The organism is Streptomyces sp. XM83C, assembly GCF_023072675.1.
In the GTDB taxonomy this organism is placed as follows: domain Bacteria; phylum Actinomycetota; class Actinomycetes; order Streptomycetales; family Streptomycetaceae; genus Streptomyces; species Streptomyces thermocoprophilus.
In genome coordinates this window covers 15,609-36,401 of the sequence record NZ_JALLGL010000013.1, presented here as the reverse complement: position 1 = coordinate 36,401, position 20,793 = coordinate 15,609, and the positions used below count along the sequence as shown (strand labels likewise).

General features: G+C 73.8%; 17 protein-coding genes. 9 read left to right on the top strand and 8 right to left on the bottom strand.

All coding sequences use genetic code 11. The annotated features are described in order from the left end of the window. Positions 1-169: 169 nt before the first annotated feature. From MTQ10_RS03220 to MTQ10_RS03205, 4 genes are all read right to left on the bottom strand, one after another. Positions 170-1,531, bottom strand: a complete 1,362-nt coding sequence (locus MTQ10_RS03220; protein WP_247461964.1) for an ABC transporter ATP-binding protein — start codon at positions 1,529-1,531, stop codon at positions 170-172. Between the two features lie 285 nt (positions 1,532-1,816). Further along, on the bottom strand, positions 1,817-4,120 hold the full coding sequence (locus MTQ10_RS03215; protein WP_247461962.1) for a molybdopterin oxidoreductase family protein: 2,304 nt from the start codon (positions 4,118-4,120) through the stop codon (positions 1,817-1,819). Positions 4,121-4,224: 104 nt separating this feature from the next. Beyond that, complete coding sequence (locus MTQ10_RS03210) at positions 4,225-4,842, bottom strand: TetR/AcrR family transcriptional regulator (protein ID WP_247461960.1); 618 nt, start codon at positions 4,840-4,842, stop codon at positions 4,225-4,227. Further along, the gene (locus MTQ10_RS03205; RefSeq protein ID WP_247461959.1) at positions 4,839-5,423 is read right to left on the bottom strand and encodes a hypothetical protein; all 585 of its coding nucleotides are present in this window, start codon (positions 5,421-5,423) and stop codon (positions 4,839-4,841) included. The genes MTQ10_RS03210 and MTQ10_RS03205 overlap by 4 nt, the downstream gene beginning before the upstream one ends. A gap of 156 nt (positions 5,424-5,579) precedes the next feature. Here MTQ10_RS03205 and hmgA point away from each other — a divergent pair, with 156 nt between their 5' ends. From hmgA to MTQ10_RS03185, 4 genes are all read left to right on the top strand, one after another. After that, positions 5,580-6,932, top strand: a complete 1,353-nt coding sequence (gene hmgA, locus MTQ10_RS03200) for a homogentisate 1,2-dioxygenase (RefSeq protein ID WP_247461957.1) — start codon at positions 5,580-5,582, stop codon at positions 6,930-6,932. A gap of 43 nt (positions 6,933-6,975) precedes the next feature. After that, positions 6,976-7,725, top strand: a complete 750-nt coding sequence (locus tag MTQ10_RS03195) for a GntR family transcriptional regulator (RefSeq protein ID WP_247461955.1) — start codon at positions 6,976-6,978, stop codon at positions 7,723-7,725. A 15-nt stretch (positions 7,726-7,740) separates the two neighbouring features. Then, positions 7,741-8,889 carry a type ISP restriction/modification enzyme gene (locus MTQ10_RS03190; protein WP_247461953.1) on the top strand — a complete coding sequence of 383 codons (1,149 nt, stop codon included), beginning with the start codon at positions 7,741-7,743 and terminating at the stop codon, positions 8,887-8,889. Between the two features lie 231 nt (positions 8,890-9,120). After that, a complete protein-coding gene (locus tag MTQ10_RS03185; RefSeq protein ID WP_247461951.1) occupies positions 9,121-10,317 on the top strand; it encodes a CaiB/BaiF CoA transferase family protein in 1,197 nt (398 codons plus the stop codon). 16 nt (positions 10,318-10,333) lie between these two features. On the opposite strand, the gene MTQ10_RS03180 is transcribed toward MTQ10_RS03185, so the two are convergent. From MTQ10_RS03180 to MTQ10_RS03170, 3 genes are all read right to left on the bottom strand, one after another. Further along, positions 10,334-10,609 (bottom strand): hypothetical protein, encoded by a 276-nt coding sequence (locus tag MTQ10_RS03180; RefSeq protein ID WP_247461950.1) that lies wholly within the window; start codon positions 10,607-10,609, stop codon positions 10,334-10,336. A gap of 126 nt (positions 10,610-10,735) precedes the next feature. Next, positions 10,736-11,542 (bottom strand): anti-sigma factor, encoded by an 807-nt coding sequence (locus MTQ10_RS03175; protein WP_247461948.1) that lies wholly within the window; start codon positions 11,540-11,542, stop codon positions 10,736-10,738. Continuing rightward, a complete protein-coding gene (locus MTQ10_RS03170) occupies positions 11,539-12,081 on the bottom strand; it encodes a sigma-70 family RNA polymerase sigma factor (protein WP_247461946.1) in 543 nt (180 codons plus the stop codon). Before MTQ10_RS03170 ends, MTQ10_RS03175 begins: the two co-directional genes overlap by 4 nt. A gap of 220 nt (positions 12,082-12,301) precedes the next feature. Between MTQ10_RS03170 and MTQ10_RS03165 the strand changes: the two genes are divergently transcribed. The 4 genes from MTQ10_RS03165 to MTQ10_RS03150 all read left to right on the top strand — a co-directional run bounded on the left by MTQ10_RS03165 (position 12,302) and on the right by MTQ10_RS03150 (position 18,889). Beyond that, a complete protein-coding gene (locus tag MTQ10_RS03165; RefSeq protein ID WP_247461945.1) occupies positions 12,302-13,834 on the top strand; it encodes a DUF4331 domain-containing protein in 1,533 nt (510 codons plus the stop codon). 108 nt (positions 13,835-13,942) lie between these two features. Next, positions 13,943-15,571, top strand: coding sequence for a tetratricopeptide repeat protein (locus MTQ10_RS03160; protein ID WP_247461943.1), 1,629 nt, complete (start codon positions 13,943-13,945; stop codon positions 15,569-15,571). After that, positions 15,568-17,148, top strand: coding sequence for a HoxN/HupN/NixA family nickel/cobalt transporter (locus MTQ10_RS03155; RefSeq protein WP_247461941.1), 1,581 nt, complete (start codon positions 15,568-15,570; stop codon positions 17,146-17,148). Before MTQ10_RS03160 ends, MTQ10_RS03155 begins: the two co-directional genes overlap by 4 nt. A 70-nt stretch (positions 17,149-17,218) precedes the next feature. Next, positions 17,219-18,889 carry a serine/threonine-protein kinase gene (locus tag MTQ10_RS03150; RefSeq protein ID WP_247461939.1) on the top strand — a complete coding sequence of 557 codons (1,671 nt, stop codon included), beginning with the start codon at positions 17,219-17,221 and terminating at the stop codon, positions 18,887-18,889. A 99-nt stretch (positions 18,890-18,988) separates the two neighbouring features. On the opposite strand, the gene MTQ10_RS03145 is transcribed toward MTQ10_RS03150, so the two are convergent. After that, entirely contained in the window at positions 18,989-19,795 is an 807-nt protein-coding gene (locus MTQ10_RS03145) for an SGNH/GDSL hydrolase family protein (protein WP_247461937.1), read from the bottom strand. A 444-nt stretch (positions 19,796-20,239) separates the two neighbouring features. Between MTQ10_RS03145 and MTQ10_RS03140 the strand changes: the two genes are divergently transcribed. Beyond that, complete coding sequence (locus tag MTQ10_RS03140; RefSeq protein ID WP_247461936.1) at positions 20,240-20,656, top strand: hypothetical protein; 417 nt, start codon at positions 20,240-20,242, stop codon at positions 20,654-20,656. Positions 20,657-20,793 lie beyond the last annotated feature (137 nt).

Genomic DNA, 20,793 nt, shown 5'->3' with positions numbered 1-20,793 from the left:
GGACCGGTGTGGGTCGTCCCGGCACATAAACTAGCGGCGTTAGTTTTCGGGCGCCAGGGGTCACCGGCGACCGGACACGACCGTGGGCGTGACCCCTCACGTGGGTGCCGGACCGCCGGTGTGCCGCTCGATGGTCCCACTCACGGGCCGGGAGGGCGGGTGTGCTTCCTCACTCGTCGAGGTCGGGCAGGCGCGCGGGCGCCGGGCAGATGCGTTCGCCGTGCTGGTCGAAGACGAACAGGTGGGCGAGGTCGACGAGGAGGGGCACCTGCATGCCGTGTCTGAGGTCGATGTCGGGAGTGGTACGGACGACCAGGTCGCCGGGGATGCGGGGGATGCCCGGCGCCGGGGCGGGCGCCTCCGCCTCGGGCTCGTCCAGGACGGCCACGGGCCCGGCCCCGGACCCGGACCCGACCCCGGCGCGCAGGGCGACGGCGCGCTCGCGCAGCCGGTCGATGACGGAGCCGTCGCGGCGTCGGCGCCGCGCGGGCCGGGCGGCCGGCCGGGGTGCCTCCAGATCGGGTACGACGGCGGGGTGCGAGCCGGTGTTGAAGTGGACGAGCACCTCGTGGCCCTGGTACTCGACATGGTCGACGAGCCCGGTGAGCGGCACTTCGCCGGGCCGGGCGGAGGAGTGCTTGGCGATGCGCACGGCCTCCGAGCGCAGCCCGACGATCACCTCGCGGCCCTGCTGGACGCGGAGCAACTGGTGGTCCAGGGAGAGCGGTTCGGGCAGCCGCAGGAACTGCTTGCCGAGGCTGATGGTCATCGCGCCGCCCAGCGGGGCGCGGACCATGCCGCGCAGCAGATTGATGCGCGGGGTGCCGACGAACGCGGCGACGAACACATTGCGGGGCAGCCCGTACACCTCGCGTGGTGTGCCGACCTGCTGGAGGACGCCGCCGCGCAGGACGGCGACCCGGTCACCGAGGGACATGGCCTCGGACTGGTCGTGGGTGACGTAGACGGTGGTCACCCCGAGTTCGCGGGTCAGCTTGGATATCTCGGCGCGCAGATGGTTGCGGAGCTTGGCGTCCAGGTTGGACAGCGGCTCGTCCATGAGGAACGCCGAGGGGTGGCGGGCGATGGCCCGGCCCATGGCGACGCGCTGGCGTTCACCGCCGGACAGCTGGCTCGGGTAGCGGTCGAGGAGGTCCTCGATGCCGAGCATGCGGGCGGTGGCGTCCACCCGGTCGCGCGGATCGGCGCCGGGGTTCTCGATGCGCAGCGGGAAGCCGATGTTGTCGCCGCTGGTCATGCTCGGGTAGAGGGCGAAGTTCTGGAACACCATCGCCATGTCCCGGCCGGACGGCGGCAGATCGTTGGCCCATTCGCCGTCCAGCAGCAGCGAGCCCTCGGTGATGTCCTCGAGACCGGCGATCATGCGGAGCACGGTGGATTTGCCGCAGCCGGAGGGCCCGAGCAGGACGAGGAACTCGCCGGGTGCGATGTCGAGGCTGAGCCGGTCCACCACCCGGACGCCTTTGGTGTACGTCTTGCTCACGTCCTGCAGGGAGATGGCACGTGTCATGGGTCGTCCCGGGGCTCACTGGGCATGGTGCGGCGCGTACGGATCACCCCCGGCGGACGCAGGGGGCTCGTGAGTCACGGAAGTTAACGGAATGTGCGCACCGGGGGGAAGACACCGGGCGTCATCGAAAAGTTGCGTCCACAGTGTGAGAAAGCGGACGTCCGGATTCAGGCACCCGGGACCGGTGTCGGCCTTGAGGGCGTGGCGGTGCGTGCGACGGCCCCGCCCCGGGCGCGGCGCGAGCGGCGAGCGGTGCCGCCGGTCGGTCCTCGCCCCGGGCGCGGCTCACGCGCCTGTGCCGCTCGGGCCTGTCGCGGACGCGGTCGGGGCGGCGGCGGTCGCCGCCGGGGCCGGGCCGGTGTCCGCCGGGGACACCTCGACGGGCACGCCGTTGAGGACGGCGTTGCCGCTGAGCGGGTCGAGGAGGCTGCCGTCGAGGAGCTGGTTGACGTTGACGCCGGGGTTGCCCGCGGCGTGCCGGAGCCGGGTGCCGGGCCGGTCGTGGCCCCAGCCGTGCGGCAGGCTGACCACGCCGGGCCGTACGGCGTCGGTGACCTCGGCGGGAACGGTCACCTCTCCCCCGGCGCCCTTGACGCGTACGGGGGTGCCGTCGCGCACGCCGAGGCGTTCGGCGTCGGCCGGGTGGAGGTGCAGCGTGCAGCGGTTGGTGCCGCCGGTGAGGGCGGGGATGTTGTGCATCCAGCTGTTGTTGGACCGCAGATGGCGGCGGCCGACGAGGAGCAGTCCGGCGGGGCGTTCGGCGATGGCCTGCCGCAGCCGGGGCAGGTCGCCGGCGATGGGCTCGGGCAGCAGCTCCACCTTGCCGCTGACGGTCTTCAGCGGCTGCGGCAGGCGGGGGCGCAGCGGGCCGAGGCCGATGCCGTGCGGGTGGGCGAGGAGTTTCTCCAGGGTGAGTCCGTCGGGGCGGGCGCCGAAGCCGTCGCCGTAGGGGCCGAGACGGAGCATCAGGTCGAGGCGGCGTTCGGGGCCGTTGTCGCCGGTGAGCCGGGCGGCGAGGGCGCGGGGGTCCTGGCCGTGGACCGGGGAGTGCGGTTCGCGGACGGCCCTGGCGAGGGTCCGCCCGATGACGAGGTCGTCGACGGCGGACGGGTCGGCGCCGTGCTGTCCGGTGACGGCGAGGACGAGCCGTGCCATGATCTCCGTCTCGGCCATGCGGTCCGCTTCGAGCGGGAGCGCGGGCCGGGTGTAGCGGACCTGGTTGCGCACGGCGAGGGTGTTGAACGCGAAGTCGTGGTGCGGGCTGCGGGAGGGCGGCGGCGGGGGCAGCACGACGTGGGCGTGGCGGCTGGTCTCGTTGAGGTAGGGGTCGACGCTGACCATGAAGTCCAGGGAGGCGAGGGCCTTGTCGAGCCGTTCGCCGTCGGGTGCGGACAGGACCGGGTTGGCGGCGACGGTGATGACGGCGCGGATCGGTTCGCCGTCGTCGGTGGCGGTGTCGATCTCCTCGGCGAGCGCGGAGAGCGGCAGTTCGCCTTTGGCCTCGGGGTGCCGGGAGACGCGTGAGTGCCAGCGGCCGAGGGCGAAGCCGTGGCCGGGTCCGGCGGGCCTGGGGGTGCGGTCGGTGGCGGCCTGCGGGAAGAGGGCGCCGCCGGGCCGGTCGAGGTTGCCGGTGAGGATGTTCAGTACGTCGACGAGCCAGCCGGCGAGGGTGCCGTGCGGGACGGTGCAGCTGCCGATGCGGGCGTAGACGGCGGCGGAGTCGGCGGCGGCCAGCTCGCGGGCGAGGGTGCGGATCGTGCCGGGTTCGACATCGCAGGCGGGGGCGACGGCGTCGGGGGTGAACCCGTGGAGGGCGGTGCGGAGTTCGTCGAGGCCCTGGACGTGCGGGGCGAGGTCGCCGAGTTCGACGAGGTCCTCTTCGAAGAGGACGGTCGCCATGGCGGCGAGGAGCAGCGCGTCGGTGCCGGGCCGGATGGCCACGTGGCGGTCGGCGAGGCGTGCGGTGCGGGTGCGGCGCGGGTCGATGACGGTGAGGGTGCCGCCGCGGGCCTTGAGGGCGCGGAGCCTGCCGGGGAAGTCGGGGGCGGTGCACAGGCTGCCGTTGGACTCCAGCGGGTTGGCGCCGATGAGCAGCAGATGGCCGGTGCGGTCGAGGTCGGGGACCGGGATGGCGTAGGCGTCGCCGTAGAGCAGGCCGCTGGAGACGTGCTTGGGCATCTGGTCGACGGTGGACGCGGTGAACAGGCTGCGGGTGCCGAGGCCCGCGATGAGGACCGGCGGGTAGAGGGCTCCGGCCATGGTGTGCACGTTGGGGTTGCCGAGGACGATGCCGACGGTGTGCGGACCGTACCGTTCGACGAGGGGGCGAATGGCTTCGGCGACGGCGTCGAAGGCCTCGTCCCAGGTGGCCTCGCGCAGCTCTCCGTCGCGGCGGACGAGGGGGGTGCGCAGCCGGTCGGGGTCGTTGTCGACGGCGGCGAACGCGGCGCCCTTGGGGCAGATGAAGCCCTTGCTGAAGACGTCGTCGCGGTCGCCGCGGGCGCCGGTGACGCGGCCGTCGTCGATGCTCAGGGTCAGCCCGCAGGTGGCCTCGCACAGGGGGCAGATTCGCAGGGCGGTGCGGGACACGGGTCCTCCCGGGTACGGCGGCGGTGGCGCACGACACGCGTGAGCATACCGACCGGTATGCATCCTGCCCAGGTCTCCCGGCGGTGCCGGGCCGGGGAGTGCCGTCAGTCCAGCACCCGCCCCAGATAGGCGCGCAGCAGGTGCCGTATCTCGGCGATGATCTTCTCGTCGCCGTCGGGGTCCACCCGGAAGGCGAGCTGCACCAGGGTGTCCGCGGCCTCGACCGCGACGAGGAAGGTGCGGCGCATGTCCTCGTCGGCGGGGCGGCCGAGATGGCCGGCGAGCAGGGCGGTGAGCCGGTCGGCGACACGGTGGTTGGGTTCGCCCTGCCGGGTGCCGACCGGGATCTGGTTGCCGAAGTCGACGAGGGAGAAGCCGGGCGCGGTGCGTTTCATCGCGAGGTACTCGTCGAGCACGGCGTCCAGGGCGGCGCGCCAGTCCTGGGCGCCGCTCGCGGCGAGCCGTTCGGCGACCCGCTCCGACCAGCGCTCCAGATTGCGCTGGGCGAGCGCGTCGGCCATCTGCCGCTTGTTGCCGAAGAAGCGGTAGACCGAGCCGATGGGCACGCCGGCGCGCACGGCGACGGCGCGGGTGCTCAGGGCGTCGTAGCCGACCTCGTCGAGGAGGTCGGCGCAGGCGTCGAGAATCCTGCTGAGCCGTTCGGCGCTGCGCCGCTGGACGGGCGCTCGGCGTAGCGATGTCGCGTGGGGCACGGGCTTCATGATGCCTCTCCGCCGGGGACCGGTGAACCTCGGTCCTGAGTACGCGCCGCGGCGCCCCGGCTGCTCAGCGCGGCCGTCGACTCGGTGCCGGAGGCGGTGATGGCGGCGGTGGACTCGACAGGGTCGCCGTGGACCGCCCAGACGGTGCCGTCGTCGGCGTACAGGCGGGCGGTGACCTCGTGGGTGCCCTGCGGGAGGTGGTCGGCGGTGAGGCGGTGTACGGGGGTGCGCAGCTCGGCGACGGGCATGTCGTCGACGAAGAGCAGGGCGGTGCCGCGGCCCTCCGCCGCCTCGGGCTTCGTGCCGGGCGGCGAGAAGCGGAAGCGGTGCACGGTCAGCGTCACGTCCCAGGCACCGCCGTCGGCGGGCTTCACCTCGACGCGGACCGTGGGGGCGTGCGCGCCGTCCACCTGGCGGTAGCGCCGGCCGGCCTCGTCGGTGCGGTCCAGGAGCTTGCCCACCGGCGAGGGTGAGGCACTCGTCCGCTGTTCGTGCGCATCGCCGGTGCCGCAGCCTGCCGGGCCGGCCAGGAGCAGGACACAGACCGCGAGCGCAGCGAGAGATCCGCGCGTCCACGACATGGCGGGGAGCCTAGAACACGGGTCTGACATCGCGGATCCGTCCGAGGTCGGGTTCCGGCCGTCCTCCCGGAGGACACCGCCGGACCCCTTGCGCCGACGGCAAACGCAATCCTACGGTGATGCATAGGAATAGGCACCGCGAAGGAGCGAGTGATCATGAGCGATGGGGGCACCTCCCGTACGGGCGTTTCCGGGCACGGGGACGCGCGCAAGACGGCGGAGGGGCTGACGTACCTCTCGGGCTTCGGCAACGAGCACAGCTCGGAGGCGGTGCCGGGTGCCCTCCCGGAGGGCCGGAACTCTCCGCAGCGGGCACCGCTCGGCCTGTACGCGGAGCAGCTGAGCGGTACGGCGTTCACCGAGCCGCGCGACCGCAACCGCCGCTCCTGGCTGTACCGGATCCGCCCGTCGGCCGCCCACCCGGCGTTCACCCGCACCGACAACGGCGCGCTGCGCACCGCCCCGTTCACCGAGACCGTCCCGGACCCGAACCGGCTGCGCTGGAACCCGCTGCCGGAGCCGGCGCCCGGCACGGACTTCCTCGCCGGGCTGTGGACGCTGGGCGGCAACGGCGACGCCTCGCAGCGCACCGGCATCGCCGTGCACCTCTACCACGCCAACGCCTCCATGGACCGTGTCTTCAGCGACGCCGACGGCGAGCTGCTGATCGTCCCGGAGCGGGGCGGGCTGCTGCTGCGCACCGAGTTCGGTCTGCTGCACGCCGAGCCGGGGCATGTGGCGCTGATCCCGCGCGGGGTGCGGTTCCGGGTGGAGCTGCTGGACGGGTCGGCCCGCGGCTATGTCTGCGAGAACTACGGCGCCCCGTTCCGGCTGCCCGACCTCGGCCCGATCGGCGCCAACGGCCTCGCGAACCCGCGTGACTTCCGCGCGCCGGTCGCCGCGTACGAGGACGTGGAGGGCCCGGTGGAGGTGGTGAACAAGTACTGCGGCAACCTGTGGACCGCCACGTACGACCATTCGCCGCTGGACGTGGTGGCCTGGCACGGCAACTACACGCCGTACGTGTACGACCTGCGCCGCTTCAACGTCATCGGCACGATCTCCTACGACCACCCCGACCCGTCGATCTTCACCGTGCTGACGTCGCCGTCGGACTCCCCCGGCCTGGCCAACGTGGACTTCGTGGTGTTCGCTCCGCGCTGGCTGGTCGGCGAGGACACGTTCCGGCCGCCGTACTTCCACCGCAATGTGATGAGCGAGTACATGGGCCTGATCGAGGGCGCGTACGACGCGAAGGCCGAGGGGTTCGTGCCGGGCGGCGGCTCGCTGCACAACATGATGTCGGCGCACGGCCCGGACAGGGAGACCTTCGACAAGGCGAGCAGCGCCGAGCTGAAGCCGCAGAAGCTGGACGACGGCCTCGCGTTCATGTTCGAGACCCGCTGGCCGGTCGCGCTCACCGAGCGGGCTGCCTCCGCCGACCATCTCCAGCAGCGCTACGACGACGTGTGGCGCGGCCTGGAGCGGCACTTCCGCGCCGAGCGGTGAGCCCCTTGCACTGAAACACCCCCGACCGGTACGGATGGGCCCCGTGACCTCCTTCGCCCCGGACTCCGTCGTCCTGAACCGCAAACTGCCCCTGTGGTACCAGGTGTCGCAGTCGCTGCGCGCCTCGATACTCGGCCGCTCCCCCGAGGACCCGCTGCGGCTGCCCACCGAGGAGCAGCTGGCCGGGCACTACGGGGTGAGCGTGCTGACGATGCGGCAGGCGCTGAAGGAGCTGGAGGACGAGGGGCTCATCTCCCGGCACCGCAGGCGCGGCACGTTCATCGAGCCGGACGCGCGCCGGGGCGCCCCGGTGCGGCTGCTCGGCTCGGTGGACGCGATCGTGGCCCAGCAGTCCGGCATGACGAGCGAGCTGCTGGAGCACGGCCCCGTGCCCGTGCCGGTGCCGCTCGCCGAGCACTTCCCGGACGTCGCCGAGGTCGGCGCGTACCACCGGCTGCGCTGCGACGAGACGACCGGCGAGCCGACGAACCACGCCCGCAACTGGGTGCGCCCCGAACTGGCCGCCCGGATCGACCCGGACGACCTGGTGCGCCAGCCGATGACGAAGGTGCTGCGGGACGTGCTCGGCGTGGACATCAGCCGGATCACCGACACGGTGGAGGCACGCCTCGCCGACCCGGAGACGGCCCGGCTGCTCGAAGTGCCGCTGCTCAGCCCGATCCTGCACTACACGGGCATCACCTACGACACGCGGGGCCGGGTGCTGGACGTGGCGGTCATCCACTACCGGGGCGACCGTTTCTCCTTCACGGTCACGCTCGACGCCCACTGACGGGGCCGTCGTACGATGCCGGGCGTGACGCACGACGACGCTCCGCGGCTGGCGGACCTCATGCCGTGGTCCGTCGCACCGCCGCGCATCGGCCGGGCCTGGCCCGTGGCCCCCGACCCGGCCGCCCTCAGGGACCGCTGGGCCGCCCTTCTGTCGGCGGACGGCCCGCACCGGGAGGCGCTGTTCGAGCCGACCCGCGCCCGCACCCCGCACTCGGCGGTGCCGCAGCTCCCGGGGCAGCGCGGCGGCACGGAGCGCCTGACGCGCGCCTCGGGTCCCTGCCCGGAGCCGGTGCGGGTGCTGCACGCCCCGTTCGACGAGCAGTGGCTGATCCCCGACCACCGGCTGATCGACGCGGCCCGGCCCGAGCTGTGGCGGGTGGCGGACGAACGGCAGGTGTTCGTGCTGGAGACCCCGGCGGCCGGTGTGCTGGCCACCTCCTGCTTCCCGCTGCTGCGCCCCGCCCGTGTACGCCCGCTGTACCGGCGCCCGGGCGGCACGGAACCCAACCTGGCGCCGGGTCTGCTGGACGTTCTGGGGGCGCGCCTCGGCCGGGAGGTGTCCGCCCCGGACGTCCTCGCCTGGATCCTGACGGCCGTACGACCTGACCTGACCGTGCCGCTCACCGCCGACCCGGCGCTGTGGGAGCGCGGGGTGGCGCTGGGGCGCCGCGCGCTGTGGCTGATGCGCCGGGACGGTGAGCGCCCGAAGCTGCCCGGCGGGCGCCGCCCCTATGTGCGCGCCCCGCTGCCGCGCCGCCCGCTGACCCTGCGGTACGACCGTGCCGAGGAGACCCTGCACCTCGACGGGGGCCGTGTCGCGCCGGTGCCGCCGGAGGCGTGGGACTTCGAGGCGGACGGGGTGCGGGTGCTGGAGCAGTGGTTCGCGGCGCGCGTCGCCGAGCCCGCCCCGGGCACCCTCTCGGCGATCCGCCCGGCGGCCTGGCCGCAGGCATGGACGTCGGAACTGCTGGAGCTCATCACGGTCCTGGCCCTGCTGGCCGAGGTGCGCGAGGAACGCTTTGCCTGGGAGGTCACGGCCCCGCTCACGGCATCCGACCTGCGCACGCAGGGCGTCCTGCCGGTCCCGGACACGGCCCGCCGCCCGGCGTCGGTGCTGGACGTACGGGAGGAGGGTCCGGAGGGGCAGCTCGCGTTGCTGTGACCCCTGCCCCGGTGCCCGCCTGCCGGCCGCGCCGCCCCCATGACCCCGGACACGGCGTCCGCACGCCGGCCGCCGCCGCCCCTTCGGCTCGCACGCGTCCGCTTCGCCTGCGCCCGGGCGAGGATCTGCCGCTCGCCGTGCGCCGGTACGCACGCGGGGAGAGCTGAATCACCCGCCGGGCGGGCCGGCGCACTGCTGACAAACGGAGGGCGGCAGGCCATGATCCGGACCATGGATCTTGACCCGCTGCCCCTGGAGGGCATCACCGTCGTCGCCGTCGAGCAGGCCGTCGCCGCGCCGTTCGCCACCCGGCAGCTGGCCGATCTGGGAGCCCGCGTGATCAAGGTCGAGCGGGTGGACGGCGGGGACTTCGCCCGCGGTTACGACACCGCCGCCCGCGGGCTCGCCTCGCACTTCGTGTGGTGCAACCGGGGCAAGGAGTCCGTCGCGCTGAACCTGAAGGACCCGCGCGGGCTGGACGTCGTACGCCGGATGGTCGCGGACGCGGACGTGTTCGTGCAGAACCTGGCGCACGGGGCCGCGGCCCGGCTCGGGCTGGACGCGGCCACGCTGTGCGCGGCGCATCCGCGGCTGGTGGCGGTGGACATCTCCGGGTACGGCGCGGGCGGCCCGTACGCCGACAAGAAGGCGTACGACATGCTCGTGCAGTGCGAGGCCGGGCTGGTGTCGGTGACCGGCACCCCCGAGCAGCCGGTGAAGGCGGGCATCCCGGCGGCGGACATCGCGGCCGGCATGTACGCGTTCTCCGGGGTGCTGGCGGCGCTGGTGCGGCGCGGCACGACGGGGCGGGGCGGGCCGGTGGAGGTGTCGATGCTGGAGGCGCTCGCCGAGTGGATGGGGCATCCGCTGCACCACGTGCTGCACGGCGGGACGGAGGTGGAGCGCACCGGGCTCGCGCACGCCGTGATCGCGCCGTACGACGCCTACGCGACCGCGGACGGCGGGCGGGTGCTGCTGTCGGTGCAGAACGACCGCGAGTGGCGGCGGCTGGCCGAACAGGTGCTGGGCAGCCCGGAGTCGGGCACCGACCCGGCGTTCGCGACGAACGCCGCGCGGGTGGCGAACCGGGCCCGCACCGACGCCCTCGTCGGGCGGGCGCTGGGCGCGCTCAACACCGACGAGGCGGTACGGCGGCTGGAGGCGGCGGGCATCGCCTGCGCGCGCCTGCGGGGCGTGCGTGAGCTGGCCGGACATCCGCAGCTCGCGGCGCGGGAGCGGTGGCGGGAGGTGGGCTCCCCGGTGGGGCCTCTGCGGGCGCTGCTGCCTCCGATCACGCTGCCGGGCGGGGAGGAGCCGCGCATGGGGGACGTGCCCGCGCTCGGTGAGCACACCGGGGCGGTGCTGCGCGCCGTGGGGATGACGGACGACGAGATCGCAGCGCTGCGCCGGGACGGTGTGGCCGCCTGAGCGCGGGGCCCGGACGTCAGTGCCGGTGGCCGCCGAACAGGGAGCGGCGCAGGCGCCGCAGGGGCGCGAAGAGCGAGACCCGGCTGACGCGGGCCCGGCTGCCGGTGGCGCGCGGAGTGGTGTCACGTGTGGTCAGTTCGCGCATGAGCGTGATGGCCTCGACCGCCTCGCGCTGCGGTATGGCGGGGCCCGCCAGCACCGACAGATGACGGTCGAGGCGCGAACTGGTCGCGCTGCTGCCGCAGGTGATCGCAGGGACCCTCGCCCTGCTGCGCACTGTTATCTGTTCCATGTCACTCCCCACCCGTACGAGTCCGCCCGGCCCGGGCAGAGTAACCCTATCGCCCCGTTGGGGCACTCGTGTATCGCGGTCGCAGGATTCACCTTCCCTGCAAGGGGGTTGACGACCCCTCTTCGATTACTCTCCGAATCCGACCGATTCCAGGGCGAGTTGGACAATGGGCTGACTGGTGGGCTGGGGTGACCCTCCGTCGGGTTCGACGGTCACTGCGAGTGACGTCGCCGACTTGTCGAGGCCGTCGGCGAGCAGGGGCGTGTCGCCGTCGAAGAGGCCGAGGGAGCGCGGCTGTGCGCCGGGGCGCATGAGCCACAGCTGCCGTACGCGGCCGGCCGGCGGGGCGGTGTAGCCCCGCAAGGTGACGACCGCGCGACCGGACGAAACGGAAGCGATCACTCCAATGGAGTGTCCCTCGGCGTCGGTGCCGGTCGTCGCCCGTGCGTCGGGCGCGGCGAGAACGTGGGCGATCTCACGTGCCCGGTCGCGTTCGGCGTTCAGCTGGTCCTGGGTCCGGCCCGCCTGCACGGCGAACAGGGCGGCGACGACGAGCGCCGCGGCGGCGGTCGCCGTCGCGAACGGCGCCAGCAAGGGGCGCGGGCGGGGCGCACGGAAGCGTCGGGGCGGTGGCTGTGTGCCCCAGACGTGCGGGGGCAGTTGCGGCGTGTGTTCACGCGCCGGTTCCTGCGGGGTGGCGCGGACGGCGGCGAGCACCCGGTCGCGCAGCGCGGGCGGGGCGGGCGCGGCGGTGGACCAGGCGAGCCGTACCGCGTCCTCGGCGAGGGCGCGGACCTCCTCGGCGCAGCGCTCGCAGCGGGCGAGGTGCTTCTCGAAGCGTTCCCGTTCGCCGGGTTCGAGCGCGTCGAGGGCGTAGGGCGCGGCCAGCGAGTGGGGGTCGTCGCGGCGCAGGAGCCGGCCGATCAGGCTCATACGGCACCTCCCAGGCACTCGCGCAGCCGGGTCAGCCCGTCCCGCATCCGCGTCTTCACCGTACCGAGCGGCAGCCTCAGCCGTTCTGCCACCTCACGGTAGGTGTAGCCGTCGTAGTAGGCGAGTGTGACGGACTGGCGTTGCAGCGCGGTGAGCCGGTTCAGGCAGCGGCGCACCCATTCGCGTTCCAGGCCGGCCTCGACCTCCTCGGAGACCTGGTCGAAGGGGACCGCGCCGGCGCGCATCGCCTCGCGCTGCTCGCGTTCGCCGGCGGCACGGGCGCTGCGCACCCGGTCGACGGCGCGGCGGTGGGCGAGGGTCAGCACCCAGGACAGGGCGCTGCCGCGGCGCGGGTCGAACTTCGGTGCGGAGCGCCACAGTTCGAGCAACACCTCCTGGGCGACCTCCTCCGCCTGCGCGGCGTCCCGCACGACCCGCCGGACCAGTCCGAACACCGGCCCGGAGACCAGGCCGTACAGCTGCTCGAAGGCCTTCTGGTCACCTCCCGCCACCAGCAGCAGAAGCTCGTCCGCTTCCACGCCGTCCCCCTTCCGCGGGCCGCATCGGCCCCGTCCCGCCACTCCTGGCATTCGCACCGCAGGCACACCTCCTGACGGTGTTACGGATCGGCGGCCCGAAAACGCGGGTCCGGGACCGGAAAAGATCTCCGGAAAAAATTTCCGCCCCCGACCAATCCGCTCCGTCCGCCGCTGCGAATGACCGGTCACCAAGGCAAGTCGGCAACTGAGGACGGACGGCATGACATCTGACTCCAGGAGCGGGGCGGCGCGCAGGAGCGTCGCGGCCCTCGTCTGCGCTGCGCTGGCCGCCGGAGGGCTCACGGCCGCCGGCGTGGCCGTGCTGGCACCGAAGGAGGCGTCCGCCTCCAGCCACCGCGAGGCCCCGCTGATCTCGGGCACCCCGCAGTACGACAACACCGACGTGTACGCCTTCGTCAGCCCCGACAAGCCGGACACGACGACGATCGTCGCCAACTGGATCCCCTTCGAGGAGCCCGCGGGCGGACCGAACTTCTACACGTTCGCCGAGGACGCGCGGTACCAGCTGCACATCGACAACGACGGGGACGCCCAGGACGACCTGGTCTTCCGCTACACGTTCAAGACGCACGTGAAGAACAAGAACACCTTCCTCTACAACACGGGCACGGTCGACAGTCTCGACGACCCCGACCTCAACGTCACACAGACGTACGACATCGAACTCGTGAAGATGAAGAAGGGGCACGCGGTGTCCCGTACGAAACTCGCGGACGACGTACCGGTCGCCCCGTCGAACGTCGGCAAGGCGTCCATGCCGGACTACGCCAAGCTGCGGCACCAGGCGGTGTACAGGACGGCGGGCGGCGCGCAGACCTTCGCCGGGCAGGCGGACGACCCGTTCTTCCTCGACCTGCGGGTCTTCGACCTGCTGTACGGCGGGAACCTGTCCGAGGTCGGCAACGACACCCTCAAGGGCTACAACGTCAACACGATCGCCCTGCAAGTGCCCAACCACATGATCACCCAGTCGATGCACCAGCCGGTGGTGGGCATCTGGTCGACGACGCAGCGCAAGAACGCGCACGGCGACTGGACGCAGGTGTCCCGGCTGGGCAACCCCCTGGTGAACGAGGTCGTCAACCCGCAGAAGGACAAGGACAAGTTCAACGCGTCCCACCCGCGGGACGACGCGCAGTTCCTGAAGAACGTCACCGAGCCCGAACTGCCCAAGCTCATCGAGGCGATCTACAAGATCAAGGCGCCGGCGGAGCCGCGCAACGACCTCGTCGACGTCTTCCTGAAGGGTGTCGAGGGGCTCAACCAGCCGCCGCACGTGCGCCCCGCGGAGGAACTCCGGCTGAACACCTCGATCAAGCCGACGATGCACCCGAAGCGGCTCGGCGTGCTGGACGGCGACAAGGCGGGCTTCCCCAACGGGCGCCGGCTCACCGACGACGTCATCGACGCGGCGCTGCAGGTCGTCGAGGGCGAACTGGTCGGCGCCAAGAACGACCTGGGCGACGCGGTCGACAAGAACGACAAGGAGTTCGAGAAGAGCTTCCCGTACGTGGCGCTGCCCACCGAGGGCTCGCGCGGCCCGCTCGCCAAGGGCACCAGCGGTGACACGGACGTCCGCAGCCAGCTCGGCGACGCGCTGCGACCGGCCGGCGCGGACGGTTCCACCGACACCACACTGATCGCCGCCTCCGCGGCCTCCGGCGCGGCCGGGGTGCTGCTGATCGGCACCGCGCTGGCCTGGTGGCGCCGGCGCGTGCGGCGGCCGTACTGACGGTCGCCGCCCCATCGACCGGCGCGGCCCGTGAATTCCCTCCGTCCCCCACGGCACGGGCCGCGCCACCCGACGTCCTCCGCACAGCACGCCGAACGAGGAGGGGGCATGGCCCCGCGCACACACGACACCGGCCCGCAACGCCGGCACACCCGCACGCCCGGCACGGACGCGGAGTCCCGGCCGGACCCGGGGTCGTGCCCGGCCGGGGAGCCCCGGCCCGCCGCGGAGCCCCGGCCCGCCGCAGAGTCCCGGCCCGCCGCGGAGTCGCGTCCGGCCCTGGAGTCCCGGCCGGACCCGGACGGGGCGGCCGAGGCCGCCCCCGGCGGGACGGCCGACGGCCGGACGGCGGCGGGCGGGGCGGGCCCCGACCCGGCCGCCGAACGGGGTGCCGTCGTGCGCCGGTTCCGGGAGGCGGCGCGGCGGGCACGCGGGCCGGCCACGTGTGCGCTGCTGCTGGCCGTGGCGCTGAGCGCCGGTGCCCTGGCCGTGGGGTCGGTGCGGGAGAGCGGGGGCGGCACGGCCGTCGCGGCGTCCGCCGCGTCCGCCGCCGACCCGGGCGTGCTCACGGGCGACGACCTGGACACCCGGATCAGCGGACTCCAGAATCATCTGCGGGCCCAGCCCCGCGACGCCGCGTCCTGGGCCACGCTCGGTCTCGCCTACGTCGAGCAGGCCCGCACCCAGGGCGACCCCTCCCGCTATCCGCAGGCCGAGCAGGCGCTGCGCCGGGCGCTGACGCTGCGCCCCGGCGACGACGCCGCGCTCGCCGGGCGGGCCGCGCTCGCCGCCGCCCGCCACGACTTCACCGGCGCCCTCGCCGACGCCGACCGGGCCCTGGCCCGCAACCCGTACAGCGAACGCGCGCTGTGCAGCCGTATCGACGCGCTCGTCGAACTGGGCCGCTACGCGGAGGCCGCCCGCGCCGCCGACACCGCCGACGCGCGACGGCCCGGCATCCCGGTGTTCACCCGGTACGCGTACGTGCTGGAGCTGCGCGGCGACGTGACCGGCGCGCGCCGTGTCCTGGAGCAGGCGCTGTCCTCGGCGACGGGCCGCGGCGACCGCGCCTACGTCGCCGAGCAGCTCGGCCGGCTCGCTTCCGGGCAGGGCGACCACCGGGGCGCGCTGCGGTACTTCGCGCTCGCGCTGGCCGCCGACGACACCTATCTGCCCGCGCTGGAGGGCCGGGCCCGCGCCCGTGCCGCGCTCGGGGAGCGCAAGGCGGCCGTGCACGACCTGGAACTGGTCGTCGGCCGCGCCCCGCTGCCGGGCCCGCTGGTCGCGCTGGGCGAGCTGTACGAGGCGGGCGGCGAGCAGGAGAAGGCGCGGGAGCAGTACGCGCTGGTCGACGCGTGGGCGGCGCTGGCCCGCGCCAACGGGGTCGACGCCGACCTGGACACGGCGCTCGCCGCCGCCGACCACGGTGACCGGGCGGCGGCGCTGCGCGCGGCCCGCGCCGAGTGGGCGCGCCGGCAGACCGTGCACACCGCCGACGCCCTCGCGTGGGCGCTGCATGTGAACGGCCGGGACGCCGAGGCCCTCCCGTACGCGCGGCGGGCCGGCGCCACCGGCTACCGCAACGCGTCCTTCCTCTACCACCGCGGCGTGATCGAACTGGCCACCGGACACGGCAGCGAGGGCCGCGCCTCGCTGACGGCGGCGCTGAAGCTGAACGCGGGCTTCTCCCCGCTCGGCGCCCGTGCCGCCCGCAGCGCTCTGGAGGCCTCCCGGTGACTTCCCGTCGGTTCCTCGTCTCCGGCGCCGCCGCGCTGACGGCCGCCGCCGCGCTCGTTCTGCTGCCCGCCGCGTCCGCGCAGGCGCACCCGCTGGGCAACTTCACCGTCAACCGTTACGACGGTCTCGTCGCCGCCCCCGGTGTGCTGCGCGTGGACCATGTCGAGGACCTCGCCGAGATCCCCGCCACGCAGGCCAAGCCCGCCCTGGAGCGGCTGGGCAGGGACGCGTGGGCGCGGCAGCGGTGCGAGGAGGCCGCCCTCGACAGCGCGCTCACCGTGGACGGCCGTACGGTCGCCGTGACCTCGGAGGGCGGCCGGGTGCTGGTGCGGCCCGGGCAAGCCGGTCTCGACACCCTGCGCGTGGAGTGCCGGCTCACCGCGCCGCTGCCCCGCGAGGACTCCGTCGCCGTGGAGTTCCGCGGGGCGGGCGCCGACTCCGGGCCGGGCTGGCGGGAGATCACCGCACGCGGCGACCGGACCACGCTGACCGCGTCCGACGTGCCGGAGGCGTCGGCCTCGCACCGGCTGACGGACTATCCGGAGGAGCTGCTGTCCTCCCCCGCCCGCACCGCCGCCGCCTCCCTGCGGGTCAGGCCCGGCGGCCCCGCGCTGGCGGCGGAGGAGGAGAGCGACGCCCCGGCAGCGTCCGTACTGCCGCGCGGCGCCGACCGGTTCACCCGCGCCCTGGACTCGCTGGTGGCCCGGCACGACCTGACCGTGGGGTTCGCCGCGCTGGCCCTGCTCATCGCGGTCGGCCTGGGTGCGATGCACGCGCTCGCCCCCGGACACGGCAAGACGCTGATGGCGGCGACGGCCGCCGCGCGCGGGGGCAGGGCGCGGCTGAAGGACGTCCTGCCGCTGGCCGCGTCGGTGACGGTCACCCACACCCTCGGCGTGGTCGCCCTGGGCGTCCTCGTCACCGCCGGTTCGGCCGCGGCGCCTTCGGTGATCGCCTGGCTGGGCGTGGCGAGCGGCGCACTGGTGATGCTGGCGGGCACGACCCTGCTGCTGCGGGCCCTCCGGGCGCGAGGGCAGGGCCACTCGCACGGCCACGGCCATCACCACGACCACGGGCACCCCCACACGCACGAACACGGACACGAGCACGACCACAGCCACGACCGCCCCGCCTCCGACCCGGACGGCGCCCAACCGCACCCCCACCACCACGACCACCCGCACCCCCACGTGCACTCCCACGGCGTCATCCCGCACACCCACCCCGTCTCCCCCACGCTGCGCGGCACCCTGCTCCTGGGGTTCGCCGGCGGGCTGGTGCCCAGTCCGTCCGCGGTGGTGGTGCTGGTCGGCGCGGCGGCGCTCGGGCACGCCTGGTTCGGGCTGCTGCTGGTCGTCGCGTACGGCGCCGGGCTGGCGCTGACGCTCACCGCCGCAGGCGTGGCCGTCGTACGGCTGGGCAGCGGCACGGCCCGGCTGCTTCAGCGGCGCCCTCGGTGGACCGCGCACCCGCTGGCCGGTCTGGCGCGGCGGGTCGCACCGCTGGGGTCGGCGTCGGTGGTGGTGGCTCTGGGAGCCGGATTGGTGCTCAAGGGGGCGGCATCGGCACTCGGCTGAGCTACCTTCGTGGAGAAGACGCAGAACGTGGAGAAACCGACAGTTCGCCCGGATGCGAAATGGGGGCACCGTGTCCGAAGAGCCGGGCCGTGAGCGCGTGATCGGGGACCGCTACCGTCTGCTGTCGCCGCTGGGCGAGGGCGGGATGGGCACGGTGTGGCGGGCCCGTGACGAGGTGCTGCACCGCGATGTCGCCGTCAAGGAGGTCCGCGCCCCGGCGGGGCTGGCCGCGTCCGACGTGGAGCGGATGTACGCGCGGCTGGAGCGGGAGGCGTGGGCGGCGGCCCGGGTGGCGAGCCGCAATGTGGTGACGGTGTACGACGTGGCCACGCAGGACGGCCGCCCGTGGATCGTGATGGAGCTGGTGAAGGGCGTCTCCTTCGCCGAACTGCTGGACGCGGAGGGTCCCGTCACTCCGCAGCGTGCCGCGCAGATCGGCGCGGAGGTGCTGGCCGCGCTGCGGGCGGCGCACGCGGTGGGCGTGCTGCACCGGGACGTGAAGCCGGCCAATGTGCTGCTGTCCAACGACGGCCGGGTGGTGCTCACCGACTTCGGCATCGCGATGGTGGAGGGCAGTTCGGCGCTGACGATGACCGGCGAGGTGATCGGTTCGCCGGAGTTCCTCGCGCCGGAGCGGGCGCTGGGCCGCAGGCCGGGCCCCGAGTCGGACCTGTGGTCGCTGGGCGTGCTGCTGTACGCGGCGGTCGAGGGCAACTCCCCGTTCCGGCAGGACACGCCGCTGAGCACGCTGCGCGCGATCGTGGACGAGGAGCTGCCGCCGACGCACCGGGCGGGGCCGCTCGGGCCCGTCATCGAGGGGCTGCTGCGCAAGGAGCCCGCCGAGCGGATGTCGGCGGAGACCGCCGAGCGGGAGTTGCGGATCGTCGCGGCGGGCGGCACCCCGCGCGGTGCCACGGCGTCGGGGCTGCCGTACGCGCCGACGGTCGCCGCGCACCCGGAGCGTCCGCGTCCGACACCTCCGGGGCCGACACCCGTGCCGGTGCCGCCGCCGGGCGCGGCCTCCGGCCCGGCTTCGGCCGCGACGACGCCGGTGGCGGGGGCCGGGCACGGGGGGCCGGACGACGGGCGGGGCAGGGGGCGCAGGCGTTCGTCCGGCGTGCTGATCGCGGGGCTGGTCGCGCTGGCGCTCGCGGTCGGCGGGCTGACGTACGCGCTGCTCGACCGTGACGGCGGCGGAGGCGGCGGCGCGACGGGCACGACCGCGAGCCAGGGGGCGCCGGCGACCATCCCGGCGACGACACCGGCGACGGACGAGGACGACACGGCCGGCGTGCCGTCGTACTCGCCGACACCGGCCCCGACGCCGAGTCACAGCGTGTCCGGTGCCCCGGCGCAGACGGTGCACGTGAGCGTGACCGGCGAGCACACGCACTACGCGGGGAGTTGTCCGCCGGCGCGGGACGCGGCGCCGGTGTTCACGGCGACGTTCACGGTGGGGCGGCTGCCGGCGCAGGTGGAGTACCGGTGGGTGGCGCGGCACGGGAACCTCACCGGGTCGGGCTGGCGGACGCTGTCGTTCCCCGAGGGCGGCGGGCGCACCCGGCAGGACCGGGTGACGGTGACGACGTACGAGGAGGGCGGGACGTACGAGAACGCCATCGGTGTGGAGGTGCGTTCGCCGGTGCGGGCCACCTCGGAGCTGGTGGGGTTCTCGGTGACGTGCGTCGAGGAGACCCCGTCGGGCGGGGCCTCCTCTCCTGCCGCGAGCGCGACCCCGTGAGGGGCTGTGGGGCTGCCCCGTGAGGAGCTGTGGGGTGCGCGGCCCGTGAAGGGCTGTGAGTGTGCCCCGTGAGGGGCTGCGAGCGCGGCCTGTAGGGGATCAGGCCGCGTTCGTGAGCACCGGCAGGTAGCCGCCCGACTGGCCGGCGGCGGTGGGGTGGTAGGACTCGCCGATGTTCAGCCAGTTCACGCTGCGCAGCCAGGAGCTGCTGGAGCAGATCTCGTGGCCGGTGAAGGTGGTGCGGACGTCGCCGAAGACGAAGCCGTGCGCGGCGGCGCGCTGCGCGATGGCGTTGTCGAGGTGGTCGGCGGCGGCGTTGATGGCGGAGCGCTTGGTCTCGGACAGGCCGATGCACGTCGTGCCCAGCTTGTAGAAGCGGGGATAGCCGAGCACGACGACGCGGGCGTTGGGTGCCTTGCTGCGGATCGCGTTGTAGACGGCGTCGAGCTTCCCGGGGAGGGTCGAGTCGACGTACGCCTTGGCGGTGTTGATGCGGGACAGGCAGGTGCTGTCGGAGCTGAGGACACAGGTCGTCATGACGTCGGCGAAGCCCGCGTCGTTGCCGCCGATGCTGATCGACACGAGTCCGGTGGAGCTGCTCAGCCCGCCGAGCTGATTCGCCAGAACTTCATCCGTTCGGGCGCCCGAGCATGCGGCAAACGTGAACGAGGACGGGGCGTGCGCGGCGTTCCACAGGTACGGGTACGCCTTGGTGCTGCGTTTGCAGTCGCCGCTCGAGCTGATGTAGCTGCCCGCGCCGACGCCCGAGGAATAGGAGTCGCCGAGGGCCACATAGCCGCCCGCGACGGCGTTGTTCGAGGCCTGCGCCGTGGCCGCGCCGGTCAGTGCGGTGCCCACGGCGAGGAGGAGAGAGCTGACGAATACGACAAGCCGGGAACGTCTCATGGAACCTCCCTTTAGCAGGATCTCTGCCACAACTTTGGTAGCAGCTACGCGTGTTGACAGGAAGTGTCCATGTCAAAAGTTTAACTGACGTCATGTCGAATACGGAATGCCGCGGCGGGCGCTCCGGACGGCCGGACGGGCCTCGCACGCCTGACGGACACTCACCCGCACCCACCGGGCAGACATCGCGCGAACCGCCGGGAGGACTCCGCCCACCCGCGAAAAGCCCCCGGCGCACAACCCGGCGTGAACCCCGGCGAGCAACGCCGGAAGCCCCCGGCGCACAGGGTCGGACGTCCCCCGCGCAGGAGCCGCAGTTCCCTTCCGCACAGGGCCGGACGGGCCACACCCGCCGGGCCGGCGCGGTTCCGCATCTTGACGGCCCGAGCCGGGCTGCGCGACATTGAAGCCCGGCATCCGGCGCTTCGGGGGGAAAAGTCGGCAATGCAGACCATCCGCATCAAGACAGGTTCATCGGGCCCGCCCGACGGCACCGAAACGGAACCGCGGCCATCGCGCCGGGATCTGTCCCCGCTGCTCGCTGGTGCCGCGTCAGCCGTCGCCGCGGTCGGCGCCGTGCTCGCGTTCACCGGCTCGGCCTCGCCGCTGCGCGGCCCGCTCACCCTGTTCTTCCTGCTCACCGCACCGGCCACGGCCATAGCGCACGCACTGCGCGGGCTGGATCCGTTCGGTCGGACCGTCGCCGCGGTTGCGGGCGCGATCGCGGTGAACATGCTGGTTGCCCAGGGCATGCTCGCCGTGCACCGCTGGTCGGTGCGCGGCGGGGTCGCGGCCGTGACGGTGATCAGCGCGCTGGTGTTCCTGCCGGCCCTGCTGCGGCGGCTGCGCGACCGCACCTGAGGGCGCGTCCGCGCCGCGCGAGCCGCACCAGCGGATCGGACAGATCCATTCGAAATCAGCGAAAAGCGCGAGGATCAACGAAAAATGTGAGATCTCGTTCCAGGTCTTGCCATAATGGTTCAATCGTCAATACCGTC

Excerpts from the sequence above, each read along its gene's own strand:
- MTQ10_RS03220 (WP_247461964.1), bottom strand. The coding sequence starts at position 1,531 with ATGACACGTGCCATCTCCCTGCAGGACGTGAGCAAGACGTACACCAAA.
- MTQ10_RS03210 (WP_247461960.1), bottom strand. The coding sequence starts at position 4,842 with ATGAAGCCCGTGCCCCACGCGACATCGCTACGCCGAGCGCCCGTCCAG.
- MTQ10_RS03205 (WP_247461959.1), bottom strand. The coding sequence starts at position 5,423 with ATGTCGTGGACGCGCGGATCTCTCGCTGCGCTCGCGGTCTGTGTCCTG.
- hmgA (WP_247461957.1), top strand. The coding sequence starts at position 5,580 with ATGAGCGATGGGGGCACCTCCCGTACGGGCGTTTCCGGGCACGGGGAC.
- MTQ10_RS03190 (WP_247461953.1), top strand. The coding sequence starts at position 7,741 with ATGCCGGGCGTGACGCACGACGACGCTCCGCGGCTGGCGGACCTCATG.
- MTQ10_RS03185 (WP_247461951.1), top strand. The coding sequence starts at position 9,121 with ATGGATCTTGACCCGCTGCCCCTGGAGGGCATCACCGTCGTCGCCGTC.
- MTQ10_RS03180 (WP_247461950.1), bottom strand. The coding sequence starts at position 10,609 with ATGGAACAGATAACAGTGCGCAGCAGGGCGAGGGTCCCTGCGATCACC.
- MTQ10_RS03175 (WP_247461948.1), bottom strand. The coding sequence starts at position 11,542 with ATGAGCCTGATCGGCCGGCTCCTGCGCCGCGACGACCCCCACTCGCTG.
- MTQ10_RS03165 (WP_247461945.1), top strand. The coding sequence starts at position 12,302 with ATGACATCTGACTCCAGGAGCGGGGCGGCGCGCAGGAGCGTCGCGGCC.
- MTQ10_RS03160 (WP_247461943.1), top strand. The coding sequence starts at position 13,943 with ATGGCCCCGCGCACACACGACACCGGCCCGCAACGCCGGCACACCCGC.
- MTQ10_RS03145 (WP_247461937.1), bottom strand. The coding sequence starts at position 19,795 with ATGAGACGTTCCCGGCTTGTCGTATTCGTCAGCTCTCTCCTCCTCGCC.
- MTQ10_RS03140 (WP_247461936.1), top strand. The coding sequence starts at position 20,240 with ATGCAGACCATCCGCATCAAGACAGGTTCATCGGGCCCGCCCGACGGC.